Source organism: Streptomyces sp. NPDC002619 (assembly GCF_042889305.1).
Taxonomy (GTDB): Bacteria; Actinomycetota; Actinomycetes; order Streptomycetales; family Streptomycetaceae; genus Streptomyces.
This window is the reverse complement of sequence record NZ_JBIAQV010000007.1, coordinates 177,891-195,163: the sequence shown is the minus strand read 5'-3', so window position 1 is coordinate 195,163 and position 17,273 is coordinate 177,891. Positions and strand designations below refer to the sequence as shown.

The 17,273-nt window shown below is 72.0% G+C and carries 14 protein-coding genes and 1 pseudogene; 8 read left to right on the top strand and 7 right to left on the bottom strand.

Annotation, left to right across the window (positions count from 1 at the left end; all coding sequences use genetic code 11):
- Nucleotides 1–30: 30 nt before the first annotated feature.
- Both ACFYXB_RS15230 and ACFYXB_RS15225 read right to left on the bottom strand, forming a co-directional pair.
- A complete protein-coding gene (locus ACFYXB_RS15230; protein WP_389581924.1) occupies nucleotides 31–324 on the bottom strand; it encodes a hypothetical protein in 294 nt (97 codons plus the stop codon).
- A gap of 78 nt (nucleotides 325–402) precedes the next feature.
- Complete coding sequence (locus ACFYXB_RS15225) at nucleotides 403–2,844, bottom strand: SpoIIE family protein phosphatase (RefSeq protein WP_389581922.1); 2,442 nt, start codon at nucleotides 2,842–2,844, stop codon at nucleotides 403–405.
- Nucleotides 2,845–3,081: 237 nt separating this feature from the next.
- Between ACFYXB_RS15225 and ACFYXB_RS15220 the strand changes: the two genes are divergently transcribed.
- A complete protein-coding gene (locus ACFYXB_RS15220) occupies nucleotides 3,082–5,223 on the top strand; it encodes a SpoIIE family protein phosphatase (RefSeq protein WP_389581920.1) in 2,142 nt (713 codons plus the stop codon).
- A gap of 74 nt (nucleotides 5,224–5,297) precedes the next feature.
- Here the strand turns inward: ACFYXB_RS15220 and ACFYXB_RS15215 are convergent, their stop codons facing one another.
- Complete coding sequence (locus ACFYXB_RS15215; RefSeq protein ID WP_389581918.1) at nucleotides 5,298–6,608, bottom strand: S1 family peptidase; 1,311 nt, start codon at nucleotides 6,606–6,608, stop codon at nucleotides 5,298–5,300.
- A gap of 186 nt (nucleotides 6,609–6,794) precedes the next feature.
- Here ACFYXB_RS15215 and ACFYXB_RS15210 point away from each other — a divergent pair, with 186 nt between their 5' ends.
- From ACFYXB_RS15210 to ACFYXB_RS15190, 5 genes are all read left to right on the top strand, one after another.
- Entirely contained in the window at nucleotides 6,795–7,208 is a 414-nt protein-coding gene (locus tag ACFYXB_RS15210; protein WP_389581916.1) for a PaaI family thioesterase, read from the top strand.
- Nucleotides 7,209–7,660: 452 nt separating this feature from the next.
- Nucleotides 7,661–7,876 (top strand): type A2 lantipeptide, encoded by a 216-nt coding sequence (locus ACFYXB_RS15205; RefSeq protein WP_389581913.1) that lies wholly within the window; start codon nucleotides 7,661–7,663, stop codon nucleotides 7,874–7,876.
- 107 nt (nucleotides 7,877–7,983) lie between these two features.
- Nucleotides 7,984–8,790 (top strand): HlyD family efflux transporter periplasmic adaptor subunit, encoded by an 807-nt coding sequence (locus ACFYXB_RS15200; protein ID WP_389581910.1) that lies wholly within the window; start codon nucleotides 7,984–7,986, stop codon nucleotides 8,788–8,790.
- Nucleotides 8,787–11,009, top strand: coding sequence for an NHLP family bacteriocin export ABC transporter peptidase/permease/ATPase subunit (locus ACFYXB_RS15195; protein ID WP_389581908.1), 2,223 nt, complete (start codon nucleotides 8,787–8,789; stop codon nucleotides 11,007–11,009). Before ACFYXB_RS15200 ends, ACFYXB_RS15195 begins: the two co-directional genes overlap by 4 nt.
- 1 nt (nucleotide 11,010) lies before the next feature.
- On the top strand, nucleotides 11,011–13,827 hold the full coding sequence (locus ACFYXB_RS15190) for an NHLP bacteriocin export ABC transporter permease/ATPase subunit (protein ID WP_389581906.1): 2,817 nt from the start codon (nucleotides 11,011–11,013) through the stop codon (nucleotides 13,825–13,827).
- Between the two features lie 4 nt (nucleotides 13,828–13,831).
- On the opposite strand, the gene ACFYXB_RS15185 is transcribed toward ACFYXB_RS15190, so the two are convergent.
- The 3 genes and pseudogenes from ACFYXB_RS15185 to ACFYXB_RS15175 form a co-directional block, all read right to left on the bottom strand.
- Nucleotides 13,832–14,359, bottom strand: coding sequence for an SRPBCC family protein (locus ACFYXB_RS15185; protein WP_389581904.1), 528 nt, complete (start codon nucleotides 14,357–14,359; stop codon nucleotides 13,832–13,834).
- 6 nt (nucleotides 14,360–14,365) lie between these two features.
- Nucleotides 14,366–14,707 (bottom strand): ArsR/SmtB family transcription factor, encoded by a 342-nt coding sequence (locus ACFYXB_RS15180; protein WP_389581901.1) that lies wholly within the window; start codon nucleotides 14,705–14,707, stop codon nucleotides 14,366–14,368.
- A 166-nt stretch (nucleotides 14,708–14,873) separates the two neighbouring features.
- A pseudogene (locus ACFYXB_RS15175) lies at nucleotides 14,874–14,993 on the bottom strand (RNA-guided endonuclease TnpB family protein); the annotation flags it as partial.
- Between the two features lie 145 nt (nucleotides 14,994–15,138).
- On the opposite strand from ACFYXB_RS15175, the gene ACFYXB_RS15170 reads away from it, so the two are divergent.
- Nucleotides 15,139–15,633: a methyltransferase family protein gene (locus tag ACFYXB_RS15170; RefSeq protein ID WP_389581899.1), complete on the top strand. Its 495-nt coding sequence runs from the start codon at nucleotides 15,139–15,141 to the stop codon at nucleotides 15,631–15,633.
- 206 nt (nucleotides 15,634–15,839) lie between these two features.
- Here the strand turns inward: ACFYXB_RS15170 and ACFYXB_RS15165 are convergent, their stop codons facing one another.
- Complete coding sequence (locus ACFYXB_RS15165; RefSeq protein ID WP_389581897.1) at nucleotides 15,840–16,274, bottom strand: protease inhibitor; 435 nt, start codon at nucleotides 16,272–16,274, stop codon at nucleotides 15,840–15,842.
- Nucleotides 16,275–16,598: 324 nt separating this feature from the next.
- Here ACFYXB_RS15165 and ACFYXB_RS15160 point away from each other — a divergent pair, with 324 nt between their 5' ends.
- Complete coding sequence (locus ACFYXB_RS15160) at nucleotides 16,599–17,162, top strand: hypothetical protein (protein ID WP_389581894.1); 564 nt, start codon at nucleotides 16,599–16,601, stop codon at nucleotides 17,160–17,162.
- The last annotated feature ends 111 nt before the right edge of the window (nucleotides 17,163–17,273 follow it).

Here is a 17,273-nt window from a genome sequence, read left to right as displayed (position 1 = left end):
CCGGTCCTACGAGCAGCTGGCGGGGGGATGTCAGTTCGCGTGGAGCTCCGGGTTCTCCGGGGGCTTCCCGGCCGCCCGGGCCAGCTCCGCCTCCACCTCGGCCAGGGAACGGCCCTCGTCACGGGCGTACTCGCTCACCGCGCTCTGCAGGTCCCGGTCCAGGTCGCGCCAGGCCCGCAGGGCCGTCTCGTAGGTCTCGCGCTGGGTCCCGGTCAGCTGGCCCTCGGCCGGGGGGCCGTAGGTGTCCCGCAGTTCCTGGACCTGGTTGTGGGCAGCCTCCGCCGCGCGCTGCTTGGCCACGAGCTCTTCGATGGTGTGAGACACGCCAAGGACCCTAGGCACGGCGGCCGCGGCAGCCCCCACGACCTGCCGGGGGCGGCCCGCCCCGCACCCGAGTGGCCGTCAGTCGTCGAGGACGATGTCGGCCCACACCTGCTTGCCGCCGCTCACCGGCACCGTCCCCCACGCCGCCGACATGGCCTCCACGAGGACGATGCCGCGGCCGCCGGTGGCTTCCCAGCCGAGGCTGGTCGGCTTGACGGGCGTACGGGGCGAGGAGTCGGCGACGGCGACGCGGAACCGGTGGTTGACGAGGGTCAGGTCGAGGCGGACCTGCCCGCCGGTGTGCACGAGGGCGTTGGTGACCAGCTCGGAGACGACGAGCTGGACGGCGTCCATGTGGTCGTCGGGCACACCCCAGGAGCGCAGGGTACGACGGGTGAAGCGGCGGGCGTGCCGGACGGCCTCCGGTACCCGCCACACCGTCCAGGTCTCGCGCAGCGGGCGTACGTCCATGCCGTCGTAGCGGACCAGGAGGAGGGCGACGTCGTCGCCCCGGTGGGCGTCGCCGAGCACGGCGTCGGCGACCAGGCCGAGGTGGGCGGGGTCGGCGGCGGCCAGGTCGCGGGCGAGCCGGTCCATGCCCTCCTCGAGGTCGGACTCGGCGGACTCCACCAGGCCGTCGGTGGTCAGCGCGAGCACGGTGCCGGGCTGCAGGCGCAGCGGGGTCATGGGGAACTCCGCCTGCAGGACCACACCGAGCGGCGGGCCGCCCTCGGCCTCGACGATCTCGGCGCCGCCGTCCGGGTGACGCAGCACCGGCTGGACGTGGCCGGCGCGCACGCACAGGGCGGTGCCCTCCTCCATGTCGACGTCGACGTAGCAGCACGTGGCGAAAAGGTCGGTCTCCATCTCCATCAGGAGGCGGTTGGCGTGCGAGACGACCACGTCCGGCGGGTGGCCCTCGGCCGCGTAGGCGCGCAGGGCGGTGCGCATCTGGCCCATCAGGGTGGCGGCGCCGGCGTTGTGGCCCTGGACGTCGCCGATGATGAGGGCCACGTGGTTGTCGGGCAGCGGGATCACGTCGTACCAGTCTCCGCCGACCTGGAGCCCGGCGGTGGCGGGCAGATAGCGGGCGACGGCGACCGCGCCGGGCAGCTTGGGGAGGCGGCGGGGCAGGAGGGTGCGCTGGAGCATGCCGACGAGTTCGTGCTCGGCGTCGAAGGCGTGGGCGCGTACCAGGGCCTGTCCGGCGAGGCCGGCCGCGGCGGTGAGCAGGGCGCGCTCGTCGGGGCCGAACTCGTGCGGGCGGTCCCAGCCGATGAGACAGGCGCCGGCCATGCGGCCGCCGGCGGGCAGCGGCAGGACGGCGAGGCCGCCGGGGCCGACCTCGGCGAGGGCCGGTTCGAGGGTGCTGCCGGCGGGCCAGATCTGGGCGCGGCCCTCACGCAGGGCCAGGGCGAGGCTGGGCATGGCGCGCACCGGCGCGTCCGGCCACTCGGTGCGCCACTCCGTGCGCCACAGCTCGGGCCAGCACTCGGGTTCGGGCGGGTCGAGGAAGGTGACGACGAGGCGCTCGTTCTCCAGTTCGGCGAGGGCGATCCGGTCGGCCTGCAGCGGCTTGCGCAGGGCGGTCACGACGGCCTGGCTGACGTCCTTGACGGTTCCGGCGGTGGCGAGTGCGGCGGCCAGGCGCTGGACCCGGGCCACGTCGGTGACGTCGGAGCGCAGCGTGGAGGCGTCCGCGACGGTGCCGACGAGGCGGGCGGCCCGACCCTCGCCCCCTGGCAGCAGCCGGCCGCGCAGCCTGAGCCACTTCGGCGGGCCTGAGGGCTGCAGGATGCGGAACTCCAGTTCCCGGTCGCCGATGGACATGTGGTCGGCCTCGACGACGGACATCAGCGCGGGCAGGTCCTCGGGCACAGTGCGGCCGAGCAGGGTCTCGACCTTGCCGTCGAAATCGTCGCGGGGGATGCCGAACAGCTCCAGGATCTCGTCCCCGACCGTCACGTGCCCGGTGTCCATGGCCAGGCTGAAGGCGTCGGCGGGCAGCTCACCTGTGTCGACGGCCTCCGCCGGCGTGCGGTAGACGACCGCCTCGGCGATCCGGTCGAGGCAGTCGCGGTCCTCGGTGTCGAAGCCGCCGGGACTCTCGGTCACGGCGACGAGGCAGCCGTCGCCCGCGTGCACCGGCAGGACGGCGACGGAGAAGTCCGCGGACGGAGTGCGGCGGGCCTCGGGGCCGACGGCCAGTTCCTCGGGGCCGAGCCACACCGGCCGCCCGGTGCCGTGGGCCTCGGCGAGCGGGGACCGGTCCGACACAGGGTAGGTGTCGCGCAGCCCGTAGAGCGTGCGCGGGAGTCCGGCCGACTCGGTCAGGCAGAGCAGGGTGCGGTCGTCGCACGGGGTGTACACGCCCGCGAAGGCCGCACCGGCGAAGACGAGGGCCTGTTCGAGGACGCGACGCAGCCGTTCCGGTGAGTGCGGGTCGGCTGAGAGCGTTTCGAGGGCAACTTCGGCACGTTCCGTTCTCGTTCTGCGTACCGCAGCGCCCTCACTCACCACGTCGCCATTACAGCGCTTATGGGGCGCCTGCGCAGCCCCTGTGACCGTTCCGTGGAGTTCAGGGGGCGGACGACGCTCGAAACGTACCGAACATGACGTCATGGGTGAGTTTCGCGTGGTGACGCGGTGACGGTCGTGACAGTGGGCCCCGGCGTGCGCTCGCCGTGCGCCTGGACCCCGTAAGAGGGAGTCTTGTGGCTGGGGTGTGACTCGCGGTCGTGCGAGGAGGTGGTCGCCTTGTCCGAGAGGCAGCCCCCCACGCAGGCACCGGCGGCCACCAGGGCGCACCTCGGCCGGCCGCTGCTGTCGTTGTCGCTGGCCGCGATGATGGACGACGTCCACGCGCACTCCGGGGCGGTGTATCTGCTGGCGCCTGGCGAGCCGGTGCTCGAGATGGCGGTGATGGCGGGGCTGCCCCGGGCGTTCGCGGCGCCGTGGGAGCGGGTGGGGCTGAGCGCGCCGATCCCTGTGGCGGAGGCGTTGCGCGAGCGGCGGCTGGTCTGGGTGGGTGGCGAGGAGGAGATGGCGCGCCGGTACCCGCGCATCGCGGTCGTCCTGCCGTACCCCTTCGCGCTGGCCGCGCTGCCCGTGGCCACGGCGGACAGGGCCTTCGGGGCGGTCTTCGTGACCTGGCCCGGCTCCCATCCGCCGAAGCTGTCGGAGCGGGAGCGCGCGCACCTGACCGCGGCCTGCGAACGGCTCGCGCTGCGGCTGCAGCGGACGGCGCGGCTCAACCGCCCGCTGCCCCGCGAGCCCGATCTGCCGGCGGCCCCCGTGCCGGACCTGGCGAGCACGCTCGGGTCGCTGGAGGCGGCGCGGATGGTGGCCCGGCTGCCGTACGGGCTGCTCTCGCTGGACGTGCACGGCCGGATCGGCTTCGCCAACGCGGCCGCGGCCGAACTGCTCGGCACGGCGGCCGACGAACTGCTCGGCACCCAGCTGTGGGCGTCGGCGCCGTGGCTGAACGACCCGATGTACGAGGACCGCTACCGGGCCGCGCTGATCAGTCAGCACGTCACGTCGTTCGTGGCGCTGCGCCCGCCGGACGACTGGTTGTCGTTCCGGCTGTACCCGAGCACGACCGGACTGAGTGTGCGCGTCTCGCGGGCCCGGGCGGTGGCGCAGATGGCGCACGGCGCGCCGGAGACCGGGGACGGTCCCGCCCGGCTGGTGACGATCTCGCAGGTGCTCAGTCTGGCGGGCGCGCTGACCGAGGCGGTCGATGTGCAGGACGTGGTGCAGCTGGTCGCGGACGAGGTCTGTCCGGCCGTCGGCAGCCAGGCGCTGGCCATCCTCGGCGCGCGGGCCGGGCGCATGCTCATGCTCGGGCACCGGGGGTATGCGGACCCGCGCATGATCGAGCAGTTCAACGGGATGCCGCTGACGGAGCGGACGCCCGGCACGCACGTCCTGGGCACCGGGGTGCCCGCGTTCTTCGACTCACGGGAGCAGTTGGATCGCCTGTACCCGGCCCGCGAGTGGACACCGGACGGGTTCGCCGCCTGGGCGTATCTGCCGCTGATCGCGTCGGGGCGGCCGGTCGGCACCTGTCTGCTCGCCTACGCGCAGCCGCACGTCTTCCCCGCGGACGAGCGGGCCGTACTGACGAGCCTCGGCGGGTTGATCGCGCAGGCCCTGGAGCGGGCCCTGCTCTACGACGCCAAGAACCAGCTGGCACACGGGCTCCAGGCGGCCCTGCTGCCGCACTCGCTGGCCACGCTGCCCGGCATCGAGGCGGCGGCGCGCTATCTGCCGGCCACTCAGGGCATGGAGATCGGCGGCGACTTCTACGACCTGGTGCCGACACGGCCCCTGTCGGCGGCGGTGATCGGGGACGTCCAGGGGCACAACGTGACGGCGGCCGGGCTGATGGGGCAGATCCGTACCGGGGTACGGGCGTTCACGACCGGTGGTCAGCCGCCGCACGACGTCATGCGCAGCACCAACCGGCTGCTCGTCGACCTCGGTTCCGAGCTGTTCGCGAGCTGTCTGTATCTACAGCTCGATCCGGCGAACGGGCGGGCCGTGATGGCGCGTGCCGGGCATCCGCCGCCGCTGCTGAGACGGCCCGACGGGCGGGTGCGCGTCCTGGATCTGGCGGGCGGTCCGCTTCTCGGCATCGACGCGGCGGCGACGTATCCGACCACGGAGGTCGAGTTCACGCCGGGCTCGCTCCTCGTGCTCTACACCGACGGGCTCATCGAATCCCCCGGCGTCGACATCGAGGACGCCCTGGCCCAGCTCGGCGAGCTGCTCACGACGATGGGGGACCAGCCCCTGGAGTACCTGGCCGACGAACTGGTCCGGCACAGCTTGGCCACGCGGGAGCGGGCCGACGATGTCGCGGTGCTGTTGCTGCGGGCTCGCGGGGACGGCTGAGACCCAACTGCCTTGTGCCGAGCGACGCGGCCCGGCCCTCCCGCCGGAGGGCCGGGCCGTCCGCTGCCGGCCGGTCAGCGGGTCTGCGTGAGCGACGAGCCGTCGTCGGCGCCGGTCCCCGATGGGTCTCCGGTGCCGGTCCCGGACTGCTCTCCGCCCGTGGCCGAGGGATCGGCCGTACCGCCGACCCCTTCACCGCCCGCCTGCTGGTCGCCGCCTCCCGCGCCGGTACCGGCCCCTGCGTCGCCCAGTGTCGCGCCTGTCGCCTGGAGTGCCGTGGTCACCGGCTGGAAGAAGGTCTCGCCGCCGTTCGTGCAGTCGCCGCTGCCGCCGGAGGTGAGGCCGACCGCGCCGCCGTCCTGGGTGAACAGGGAGCCGCCGCTGTCGCCCGGCTCGGCGCAGACGTCGGTCTGGATGAGGCCGGTGACGGTGTCGACGCCGCCCGGGTCGGTCTCGCTCTGGAAGTTGACGGTGGCGTCGAGGCCGGTGACCGTGCCGTCGTGCAGTCCCGTGGTGCTGCCCATGCGGAACACGGTCTCGCCGACGGTGGCGTCCGCGGCCTGGGTGATCTGGACGGTCTGACCGTTGCCGACGTTGACCTCGCTCGGCGCCTGGGTGGCGGGGTCGTCGTACTTCACGAGTGAGAAGTCGCCCTCGCCGGGGAACGTGGCCTGGTCGACGGTGGCGATGGGCTGGCCGGTCTCGGAGTCGGACCACTGCTTGGCGGCGACGCCGCAGTGACCGGCCGTCAGGAAGGCGGGGCTGCCGTCGGACCCGGTGACGTTGAAGCCGAGGGAGCAGCGGACGGTGCCGCCCTGCACCTGGGAGAAGATGGCGTCGCCGCCCGACACGAAGGTCTTGAAGGTGCCCGCGGACTTCTTGACGGTCGCCGTGCCGGAGCCGAGGCTCCGTACGGTCGACTCAACCTTGTCCCAGTTGGTACCGGTGACCGTGCTGTCGGCCGTGACCAGGATCTTGTTCGTTCGTGGGTCGACGGCCCAGGAGGTGCCGGGAATGGTGGCCTTCGTCCGCAGGGTCTGCGCGGCGGACTTGAGTTCGGCGGTGCTGTTCGCCACCTGGCGGACGACCGCGCCCGCCTTCTCGGCCTGCGCGATCGCGTTGTCGTCGCCGTCGGCCACGTTGACGACGAGCTGCTGCCTGCCGCTGTCGTAGTAAGAGCCGGCGAAGGTCTCGCCCAGCAGGCCTTGCAGCCGTGTGGCGAGATCCGAGGCGTCCGTCGCCTTGAAGGTCCTGGGGGTGGCGTCGCCCGCCGCGTCGTCCTGGGACGCGTTGGCGTTCGGCAGCAGGAGTGCGGCCGCTCCGAGCGCCGCGACACCACCCACCGCTATCACGGCCTTGCGCTTCGGAATTCGCTTGTGCCTCAAACTTCTCGACCTCCTGGGGACGGGGTCTGTGCCGCCGTGGCGGCAGTCGATTCGGGGGCGCCTGGATGGCTGTAGGTACGCACGGGCCGGGTGATGCGTTCATCGCCATCCGACAACTGGCCGTGTGCGAGGGCGAATCGGCCATGCTCCGCGTGTCGTGGGGCGGGGCCGGGAACAATCGCCCATATGACGCTGACCACCGCCGAAGCCGACAAGATCCTCTCCGCCAACTTCGCGCCCTGGGTGCTCGATCTCGGGCTGTCGGTCGAGGGGGTGGGCGAGGACCGGGCGGTGCTGCGCCTGCCCTGGTCGCACCGACTGGCCCGGGAGGGGGGCGCGCTGTCCGGGCAGGCGCTGATGGCCGCCGCCGACACCGCGACCGTGATCGCCATATCGGCGGCGCGGGGCGGGTTCGTACCGATGACGACGGTGCAGCAGTCCACGTCGTTCCAGCGGGCGGTGACGGGTGCGGACGTCCTGATCGAGGCGGTGCTCACCAAGCTGGGCCGGCGTATGGCGTTCGCGGACATCACGCTGACCGACGGGAGTTCGGGCACGATCGCCGCCCGCGCGAGCACGGTCTACGCGATCCTGGGCTGACACGTTCGGCGACCGGTCGGCGACCCTCCGTCGCGAACGCGGGCCGGAACCCTGGTTTCAGGGAATCTGCACATCCATTACCCAAGCAGGTCACCGAGTTCGGCGGATCTGCACATGCGCGCGCCCCCTCGCGCGCCTTTAATGCCGAGTGTCGGATTCGCCGCTCCGGGGGCAAGCGATGGTGTGCGCCGATGCCGTGCGGCATGTGAAGGAGTCGCCGACACGGCGTGCGCACACCTGCACGGTTGAGCCCTTGTGAGGCTCAAGTGCCCAGGTGGGACCGGTGATTGATTGGAAGCGTAAGCGGCGTGCGTGCTTTGATCCATCGCACCGCGGGGGCCACGCAGGGCTCCTGGAAACGAGTGCCCGGTGCCCGCGGCCGCGGCCGTCGTCTGTCCCCAGAGGGGGCCGCTCCCCCCTTATGAGATATCCATATGAAGGGAAGTTCCATCATGAACTCCACCCCCCAGGTTGAGACCGTCGAGATCTCCGACGCCGAGCTCGACAACGTCTCCGGCGGCCTGTCCCTGAACGCCGTTGGCTCCGTCACCGGCCTGGTGGACGGCGTCGCCCCGGTTTCCGGCCTCATCGGCACCGGCGTCAGCACCCTCGAGGGTGTCACCGGCCTGAGCACCGCCCCGGTCACCAACCTGGTCGCCGGTCTCTGATCGCGCCTGGTCACCCCTGAGTCCCGGAGCCGAACCCCGGCTCCGGGACTCTCGGATGCCCGCAACCACGTCGTAGCGAAGTCTCTCCCACAGGTGAGGGAAGTTCCGTGCAGTTCCGCCAACAGGCCCTCGCCAAGCTCCAGTCGCCGGAAGAGCTCGACCTCCCGGTGCGTCTCGCCCGCCCCCAGGGCTGGCTGGCGCTGTCCGTCACGGTCGTCGCCATGGCCGCCGCCTCCGTGTGGGCGGTGACCGGCTCGGTCTCCTCCACGGTCGGCGCGCCCGCGATCCTGACGCACGGGCAGGGCAGTTACATCCTGCAGAGCCCGGTCGCCGGCCAGGTCACCGCCGTCCTCGCCAAGCAGGGCGAGCGGCTCCCCGCCGACTCACCGGTCCTGAAGGTCCGTACGAGCCAGGGCGACTCGGTCGTGCGCACCGTCGCCGCGGGCCGGATCACCGGACTCGCCGCCACCATCGGGCAGATTATCCAGACCGGTACCAACGTCGCCGCGGTGGAAAAGGTCGCCCACACCTCCGACCCGTTGTACGCGACCGTGTACGTCCCGGTCGAGAACGCCGCCTCGATCCCCGCCGACGCCGCCGTCGACCTGACCGTGTCGTCGGTGTCCACCCAGGAGTACGGCGTGCTGCGCGGCCATGTGAAGTCGGTGGACCGCACGGCCCAGTCGGCGCAGTCGATCGCCGCGTTCCTCGGGGACGGCCAGCTGGGCGAGCAGTTCACCAAGAAGGGGCGGCCGGTGGCCGTGCTGGTCAGGCTCGACAAGTCCCGGGCCACGAAGAGCGGTTACAAGTGGAGCTCGGCCGAGGGACCGCCGTACGGCCTCGACTCCATGACCCTGGCCACGGCCTCGATCCGGCTGGCCGACCAGCGTCCCGTCGATTGGCTGCTGCCGTGACCACCGCCCAGGAAACCCGCGGCCGGCGTCGCGCCGCCCCGCCCAAGCGGCCGGTACCCAAGAGCTCCACGAAGACGGTCCGCACGCCCAGCGTGCTGCAGATGGAGGCCGTCGAGTGCGGCGCCGCCTCCCTCGCCATGGTCCTCGGACACTACGGCCGGCACGTCCCGCTGGAGGAGCTGCGCATCGCGTGCGGTGTCTCCCGCGACGGCTCGCGTGCCAGCAACCTGCTGAAGGCGGCCCGCAGTTACGGCCTGACGGCCAAGGGCATGCAGATGGACCTGGCCGCCCTCGCCGAGGTGGCGGCACCGGCGGTCCTGTTCTGGGAGTTCAACCACTACGTCGTCTACGACGGCATGGGGCGCCGCTTCGGGCGGCGCGGGGTGTACATCAACGACCCCGCCAAGGGCCGCCGTTTCGTGCCCATGGAGGAGTTCGACGGCAGCTTCACCGGGGTCGTCCTGGTGATGGAGCCGGGCGACGGCTTCGAGAAGGGCGGGCGCAAGCCCGGCATCCTCGGCGCGATGCCCGCCAGGCTGCGCGGCACCGCGGGCACGATGCCCGCCGCGGTGCTGGCCAGCCTCCTGCTGGTGGCGGTCGGCGCCGCGCTGCCCGCGCTCAGCCGCACCTACATCGACATGTTCCTCATCGGCGGCCAGACGTCCCTGCTGGGCGTGCTGTTCGCGTCGATGGGCGCCTGTGTGCTGCTCACCCTGATGCTGACCTGGCTGCAGCAGGCCAACCTGCTGCACGGCCGCATCATCTCCTCCACCCTCTCCAGCGCCCGCTTCCTGCGCCATCTGCTGCGGCTGCCGGTGACGTTCTTCGCCCAACGCAGCCCGGCCGACCTGGTGCAGCGCCTCCAGTCCAACGACCAGGTCGCCGAGACCCTGGCCCGGGACCTGGCGGCGGCGGGCGTGGACGCGGTCGTGGTCGTGCTGTACGCGGTGCTGCTGTACACGTACGACCCGCAGCTCACCTTCGTCGGTATCGGTGTGGCGCTGCTCAACATCGTGGCGATGCGGCTGGTCGTCCGGCTGCGCGCGACACGTACGGCGAAACTGCGCGCGGACACCGCCCGGCTCACCAACACGTCGTACACCGGGCTGCAGTTGATCGAGACGATGAAGGCGACCGGCGGCGAGGACGGCTACTTCCGCAGGTGGGCCGGACAGCACGCGAGCACCTTGGAGGAGCAGCAGCGTCTCGGGGTGCCGAGCGCCTGGCTCGGGGTGGTCGCGCCGACCCTCGCCACCCTGAACAGCGGACTGATCCTGTGGATCGGCGGTATGCGCGCGGTCGAGGGGCACATCTCCATCGGTCTGCTGGTGGCCTTCCAGGCGCTGGTGGCGCGCTTCACCGCACCGCTCACCCGGCTCAACGGTGTGGCGGGCCGCATCCAGGACTTCGCGGCCGATGTGGCCCGGCTCAAGGACGTCGAGAACTTCCAGGCGGACCCGCTGTACGCCCGCCCCGGCGCGGGCGACTCGACCCGCCGGCTGCACGGACACGTGGAGCTGCAGAACATCTCGTTCGGCTACAGCCCGCTCGACAAGCCGCTGCTCACCGGCTTCGACCTGACCGTCGGCCCCGGGCAGCAGGTGGCGCTGGTCGGCGGGTCGGGCAGCGGCAAGTCCACGGTGTCCCGGCTGATTTCGGGGCTGTACGCGCCGTGGGAGGGCGTGATCCGCATCGACGGGCAGCGCCTTGAGGACATCCCGCGCGGCTCTCTCGCGGCCTCGGTCTCCTTCGTCGACCAGGACGTGTTCCTCTTCGAGGGCTCGGTGCGGGACAACGTGGCGCTGTGGGACCCGTCGATCCCAGACGAAGCCGTGGTGGAGGCGCTGCGCGACGCGGCCCTCTACGACGTCGTGATGCGCCGGCCGGGCGGCATCCACAGCAAGGTCGAGCAGGACGGCCGTAACTTCTCCGGCGGGCAGCGTCAACGCCTTGAGATCGCACGGGCGTTGGTGCGCCGGCCGAGCATCCTCGTCCTGGACGAGGTGACCAGCGCGCTCGACGCGGAGACCGAGCTGGTCGTCATGGACAATCTGCGCCGGCGCGGCTGCGCCTGCGTGGTGATCGCCCACCGGCTGAGCACCGTGCGCGACAGCGACGAGATCGTCGTGCTCCAGCACGGCACGATCGTGGAACGCGGGCGGCACGACGAGCTGGTGGCGCGCGGCGGAGCGTACGCCGTGCTGGTCAGGGAGCGGTGAGATGACCTCCGTGCACGATGGCGACCTGGTCCTCGGTGCGCTCGGTTCGCTGGGCACACCGATCGACTGCAGCGGTTTCAACCGCCTCGACCTCGAAGGACCGCAGGTGCTGTGGCTGGTCGCGGCGGGCGCCCTGGACCTGTTCGCGGTGGACGCGGTGCACCAGGGCCACTGGCACCACCTCGGCCGGCTCGAGGCGGGCGCCCTGCTGCTCGGCCCGGTCGCCGGCCCCCAGCACACGCTCGTCGCACGCCCGTTGCGCGACTGCGTCGTGCACCGGATCGGGCTGCGCGAGCTGTACCAGCCGCCGCAGACCCAGACCTGGTCGTACGACGAGTACGGGAACCCCCAGTACGTGCCGCCGACGACGAGCCCGCTGGAGTACGCCCTCGCACTCGGCGTGGGACGCGGCCTGTCCGTCCTCTTCCAGGCACCGATGGCCGGTGAGCGCCCGGCGGAGGTGACCGACGACGACGTGTTCTGGATGCAGGTGCCGCCGGGCAGCGTGCAGTACGGCTCGCTCTACGGCGCGGAGGCGGCCGCCGATCTGCTGATGGACCCGGCGCTGTGGCAGAGCATGGTCGACCAGCAGTACCGGCTGCTGACCGCCCTGGACCGCTGGATCGAGCAGCTGGAGCGCACCCACGAGACCCGTACGGCCGCCGGTATCAAGGCCGGTGAGGCGGTCCGCGCACAGGCCGACCGGACGCTGCTCGCCTCCATCGGCAAGGCGTCGGCGAAGCGCACCACGGCCGCCGACGCGGACGCGAGCTACGCCGCCTGCAAGTTGGTGGCCCGGGCCGCCGGGATCACCCTGGCCGAAGCCGCGCAGGGCGGCACCGAGAGCGAGCGCCTCGACCCGGTCGAACGGGTCGCCCTCGCCTCCCGGGTGCGCACCCGGGCCGTACGCCTCGACGGTTCCTGGTGGCGGGACAACGTCGGTCCGCTGGTCGGGCACCGGGCGCTGTCGGGGGCGCCGGTCGCGCTGCTGTGGCGGCGCGGCGGCTATGTGGCCGTCCATCCGGCGACCGGCCGGGAGACGCCGATCGAGAAGGCGAACGCGGAGGAGTTCGAGCCGCGCGCGGTGATGTTCTACCGGCCGCTGCCGGACCGGAAACTGGGCCCGCTCGGCCTGCTGCGGTTCAGCATGCGCGGCACCCGCGGCGATCTGCTGGGCCTCCTGCTCGCCGGTCTGGTGACGGTGGCGATCGGCGCGCTGGTGCCGATCGCGACGGGCAAGGTGCTCGGCGAGTACGTGCCGAAGGCGCAGCAGGGTCTCATCGTGCAGGTCTGTCTGGCCGTGATGATCAGCGGTGTCGTGGCGGCCGCGTTCATGCTGCTCGAGAACCTGACGATGCTCCGCCTGGAGGGGCGTGTGGAGGCGACGCTGCAGCCGGCCGTCTGGGACCGGCTGCTGCGGCTGCCGACGAAGTTCTTCACCGAGCGTTCGACCGGCGAGCTGGCGAGCGCGGCCATGGGCATCAGCGCGATCCGGCGGCTGCTGGCGGGCGTCGGCCCGGTGGTCGCCCAGTCGGTGACCGTCGGCGTGATGAACCTGGCCCTGCTGTTCTGGTACAGCGCGTCGATGGCGCTCGCGGCGATCGGCATGCTCGTGGTCATCGGCGCCGTGTTCCTCGGCCTCGGCCTCTGGCAGGTGCGCTGGCAGCGGCGGCTCGTGGTGCTCGGCAACAAGCTGAACAACCAGGCGTTCCAGACGCTGCGGGGCCTGCCGAAGCTGCGGGTGGCGGCCGCCGAGAACTATGCGTACGCGGCCTGGGCGGGCGAGTTCGCGCGCAGCCGGGAACTCCAGCAGAAGGTGGGCCGGATCAAGAACCTCACCACGGTGCTGGGTTCGGTCTATCTGCCGGTGTGCACGCTGCTGATGTTCATGCTGCTGGCGGGTCCGGCGAAGGGCGCGATGTCGGCGGCCGGGTTCCTCACCTTCAACACGTCGGTGACGATGCTGCTGACCGCGGTGACCCAGCTGACGGGTTCGTTCGTGTCGCTGGTGGGCGCGCTGCCGCTGTTCGAGGAGATCAGGCCGGTCCTGGAGGCGACGCCCGAGGTCCGCACGGCGAGCACCCGCCCCGGTCCGCTGTCCGGGGCCCTGGAGGCCCGTCGGCTGTCGTTCCGGTACGCGGACGACGGTCCGCTGGTCCTGGACGACGTGTCGTTCGAGGTCCGGCCGGGCGAGTTCGTGGCGATCGTCGGCCCCAGCGGCTGCGGCAAGTCCACGCTGCTCAGACTGCTGATCGGCTTCGACCGGCCGGTCTCGGGGAGCGTGCTGTACGACGGTCAGGACCTGGCGGCCCTCGACCAGTCGGCGGTGCGACGCCAGTGCGGGGTGGTGCTCCAGCACGCGCAGCCGTTCACCGGTTCGATCCTGGACGTCATCTGCGGCACCGAGCCGTACACGCCCGAGGAGGCCCTGGCGGCAGCCGAGCTGGCGGGGCTCGCCGAGGACATCAAGCGCATGCCGATGGGCCTGCACACGATCGTCTCCGGGAGCGGCGCGATCTCGGGCGGGCAGCGGCAGCGGCTGATGATCGCCCAGGCGCTGATCCGCCGCCCGCGCATCCTGTTCTTCGACGAGGCGACCAGCGCCCTGGACAACGACACCCAGCGCACGGTCATCGAGAGCACCCGCAAGCTCAACGCCACACGCATCGTCATCGCGCACCGCCTGTCGACGGTGCTGGACGCCGACCGCGTCATCGTGATGGAGGACGGCAAGGTCGCCCAGCAGGGGCCGCCCGCACAGCTGTTGGCCGACACAGGGGGCCGACTGCACGAGCTGGTGCGGCGTCAGCTGGCGTGACGGGTCAGTCGAGGCCGGGGACGACGGCGCCGGAGGGAACCCCGGCTTCGAGGTAGGCGGAGTAGTACTCCTGCCAGCCCGGGGTGAGCCCGGCGTGCGGGCCGTCGTACGGCCGGCCTGCCACCTGCGCGTCGAGGGCGGCCAGGCACACCTCCCAGCCCGCGCCGTTGCGAGCCGCGGTGTTCCCCTCGCTCAGGACGTTGGTGAGCGTGAAGCGGGTGCGCTTGTCGTCCAGTGCCTCCAGGTCGAAGCGCAGTTCGTCGCCTCCCCAGGAGAAGGAGAGGTGCCGGGGCGCGTCGACGGCGAGGACCGTGCCGGTCGTGTCCTCCTGCACGGGGTCGCCGGTGAACCTGATCGTGCTGCCGGAGGCCAGTTCCAGCTCCACGCGGGTCGGGAACCAGTGGGCCAGCTCGTCCGGGTCGGTGACGAACCGCCAGACGCGCTCGACGGGGTGGTCGTAGGTGCGGCTGAAGCGGACGGCCGGGCGGCCGTCGTCCAACGTCAGGTAGGTGCCGGTGAGTTCGGCGGTCATGGCGGATCAGTCCTTCGGAGTGGGGTCCTTCGGGTCGTCCGGCGCCTCGGCGAGGCGGCGCCCCAGCGCGTCCAGGCTGCGGTTCCACAGCTTGCGGTACGGGGCGAGCCAGGCGTCGAGCGCGGCGATCGGTGCCGGGTCGAGGGTGTAGACCCGACGTTGCGCGTCCTGTCGCACACGCACGATCCCCGCCTCCCGCAGCACCTTCAGGTGCTTGGAGGTACTCGGCTGGCTCAGCCCGCACGCCTCCACGATCTCCCCGACGGGCCGGGGCCGCTCCAGGAGCAGCGCGACGATGGCCCGGCGGTGGGGATCGGCGAGGGCGGTCCAGAGCGCGGAGTCGGACATGCGCCCAATATGCCCCGACGGTTATATGCCCGTCAAGGAATACAGGTAGCCACGAGAGGTCCTACGCGAGCCTCCTGGCCCGAGCGGGACGCGGCCGCCGCCGCGCCGCCGCACAGGTCGTCCACGTTTGACTGCTCCCTTCCCTTGGGGGGAGGGGATTCCCGGCTCAGGCCGCCTCCGGGAGCAGCGCTCCCGGGGGTCTTACGCCCTCGGCACCAGCCGGGTCCAGACCAGCCCGGACGAGCATCACGCGGGCGGAGTTCTTGTCCCTGGAGGACACGGCTCCGCCCCGACCTGAACACCGGGGCTCCTTCGGGAATGCCGGTGACGGCCACCAGGGCTCCGCAGAGCCGCTGTTCGGAGCCGACCGGTCCGAGGGGGCCGCCGTCCGCAGGGAGACGGCGGCCCCTCTTCGCTGTCATGGTGGCGGTATGCGCAAGTCGTCGGCGGCACTGGGCAGTGCGCTCTTCCTGATCCTCGTCTCCGGCACCGCGGCCGTCCTGGTGCCGTGGTGGCTGACCGGATGGCGGGCCGGTGACTGGTGGCTGCCGCTGCGGCTGCTCGGTCTGGTGCCGCTCGCGGCCGGCGCCGCGGTGATCCTGGCGGCGTTCGGACGATTCGCGCTCGAAGGGCTCGGCACTCCGGCGCCGTTCGCCCCGCCCCGGCGGCTGGTGGTGACCGGGCCGTACCGCCACGTCCGCAATCCGATCTACCTGGCCGTGCTCGCGGTGCTCGGCGGGCAGGGGCTGCTGCTGGCCCGGCCGGTGGTGTTCGGGTACGCCGGGTGCGCGGCGGTGGCGATGTGGGCGTTCGTCCACTGGTACGAGGAGCCGGGCCTCACCCGGCGGTTCGGCACCGACTACGAGCGCTACCGGCGGGCGGTGCCGGGCTGGTGGCCCATGCGGCGGCCCTGGACCGGCGGCTGACGGAATGCCTCCAGCCACTCGAAAGCGCTGCGCCGCTCCCCGGTGTGGCCGAGGAGCGGCGGTCGTGATCCCGGGGGCCGGCGGGCGGCCCCACTCCGCCCTGCCGGCCCCCGGTGCGAGATCGCGCCGGTCCCCGCGACCGGGGCTCGCACTCCCCAGCTACGAGCCCGTTCCGTAAAACGCGGGAACCCGGCGATCCCGGTCTCTCAGAACGTGAAGACGCTCGTCCCGTAGGAGTTCTTCACGCACTCGTTTCCGAAGGTGCGCTCGTAGGAGACGCGCTTGCCCTGCCAGACGCCCTGGACGGTGACGATCACGGGGTTGTACTCCTTCGTGCACTGCACGTCGTCTCTGGCCGTCAGGGCGTCCAAGTCGCCGCCGGCGCCGCGTAGTTCGGCACAGGCCTCGGCCGCCGCCGGATGACTGCCGGACGCCGTCGGGGCGCAGGTCAGGGTGACGGCGCGCTCCGGGGTGACGGTGGCCGCGTCGTCGCCGTGGCCGGTGGTGAGCACCAGGGCCGAGGGGGCGTACAGCGACGCGGGTGCGGCGCCCGGAGAGGCGACGGCGGCCCCGGTCAGGGGTCCACAGACGGCGGTGGCCGTGAGGCCGAGGGTCGCTGCCCAGCGCGCGGTGGTTCGCATTGTGTGCATCCTTCCGCTCGATTCGAGGGTGTGCCGGCTCCGGACGGGTGGGTCCCGGAGCGGCGAGCGCGAGTCTGCCGAGTCCGCCGCCGAAACTCACCTTCGACCCACGGCTTTCAGTAACCTTGCGTGTTGAATCAGTGGCGTGAAGTCACAGAATTCGAACGTTCCAACCCCGGAACGGTGCGGTTCTTGATCAGCGAATGGGGTCGGTTGGCCGGTTTTCGGCGCCTCGTTAATAGTCCTGAAACATTCCGGTTCAGCTCTCGGCAGACCTCTTCGCGATCCCTTGCATTCATGCAGCGACGGAGTAATCGTCATTACATGATTACGACAGAGCAGCTAGAGAAGCTGCGCGGCTGGTTCGCCGGCCGCGTGCCCGACGACCTCTTCGAGGAACTGGCCGAAGTGACGGCCGACCGCGAGGAGATCACCGTGATCGGCCGCATTCCCGAGCCCCGGCTCGCCGAGGACGCCTCGGACGCCGAGCGGGAGGCGGCCGTACAGAGCCGGATCCAGGAGTTCCGGGAGCGCACCCGGGAGGCCCGGATGGCCGTGGCCCGCGAGGCCGAGCACCAGTTCGGGCGGAAGGTGTCCTGGGGCGTGGTGTGCGGGACGGAGCGGGCCCTGTTCACGCACATCGCGGCGCCCGTGATGACCCGGCTGCGGCAGCCGGAACGCCAGGTCCTCGACACGTTGATCGCCGGGGGCGTGGCGCGCAGCCGCAGTGACGCCCTGGCCTGGTGCGTGCGCCTGGTCCAGCGCCACACCGACGACTGGCTCACCGAACTGCGCGAGTCCCTGGAGCACGTCCAGCGGGTGCGGGCCCAGGGACCGGACACCGAGGAGGTGGCTGATTCGTCCAGTACTGACGCGGAAGATGGATGAAACGTCCGCTGGCCGGGGTCTTGACCTGCGCCGTATCGTCGCCAGACCCCGCCAGCACGTCCTCCGGCCGCCCCGCGCGACCCCCGCGGCCAGGGCAGCCGTTCACCGCCA

What these genes read in the sequence shown, in the direction of transcription:
- ACFYXB_RS15210 (WP_389581916.1), top strand. Translation starts at nt 6,795, where the DNA reads ATGACGCTGACCACCGCCGAAGCCGACAAGATCCTCTCCGCCAACTTC.
- ACFYXB_RS15205 (WP_389581913.1), top strand. Translation starts at nt 7,661, where the DNA reads ATGAACTCCACCCCCCAGGTTGAGACCGTCGAGATCTCCGACGCCGAG.
- ACFYXB_RS15190 (WP_389581906.1), top strand. Translation starts at nt 11,011, where the DNA reads ATGACCTCCGTGCACGATGGCGACCTGGTCCTCGGTGCGCTCGGTTCG.
- ACFYXB_RS15185 (WP_389581904.1), bottom strand. Translation starts at nt 14,359, where the DNA reads ATGACCGCCGAACTCACCGGCACCTACCTGACGTTGGACGACGGCCGC.
- ACFYXB_RS15180 (WP_389581901.1), bottom strand. Translation starts at nt 14,707, where the DNA reads ATGTCCGACTCCGCGCTCTGGACCGCCCTCGCCGATCCCCACCGCCGG.
- ACFYXB_RS15170 (WP_389581899.1), top strand. Translation starts at nt 15,139, where the DNA reads ATGCGCAAGTCGTCGGCGGCACTGGGCAGTGCGCTCTTCCTGATCCTC.
- ACFYXB_RS15165 (WP_389581897.1), bottom strand. Translation starts at nt 16,274, where the DNA reads ATGCGAACCACCGCGCGCTGGGCAGCGACCCTCGGCCTCACGGCCACC.
- ACFYXB_RS15160 (WP_389581894.1), top strand. Translation starts at nt 16,599, where the DNA reads ATGATTACGACAGAGCAGCTAGAGAAGCTGCGCGGCTGGTTCGCCGGC.